The 287-nt window shown below is 53.3% G+C and carries 1 protein-coding gene; it reads right to left on the bottom strand.

Features of this window, described 5'->3' with window-relative positions:
• Positions 1-226 (bottom strand): protein kinase (locus tag LO771_RS30400; protein ID WP_230748387.1); only part of this gene is annotated, 226 nt, incomplete at its 3' end.
• Positions 227-287 lie beyond the last annotated feature (61 nt).

Below are 287 nucleotides of genomic sequence, written 5' to 3'. Positions count from 1 at the left end.
CCATTGCCTCATCTATAGTGAATGCCTGGCCAGGCTCGTAAAACGGGTGCCGGCCGCAGATCAATTCCCTAACTGTCACGCCGATCGCCCACAGGTCTGCGGATTTTCGAGCCCTCATACCCTGAAGTTGCTCAGGAGCCATATATGGATAAGGTCCTATGTGGCCGGGGTAGACGGTGATTGTAGATGAATCCAGCTGTTTAGCTAGACCAAGATCCAGCAGCACTGGACTAGTCCAGTCCCCCCCACGGAGAACAATAGTCCCAGGCTTGATATCCCGATGAATA

This window comes from Streptacidiphilus sp. ASG 303 (genome assembly GCF_020991365.1).
Lineage (GTDB): Bacteria > Actinomycetota > Actinomycetes > Streptomycetales > Streptomycetaceae > Peterkaempfera.
The sequence above is the reverse complement of the archived record's forward strand: the minus strand, read 5'-3'. Positions and strand labels throughout refer to the sequence as shown.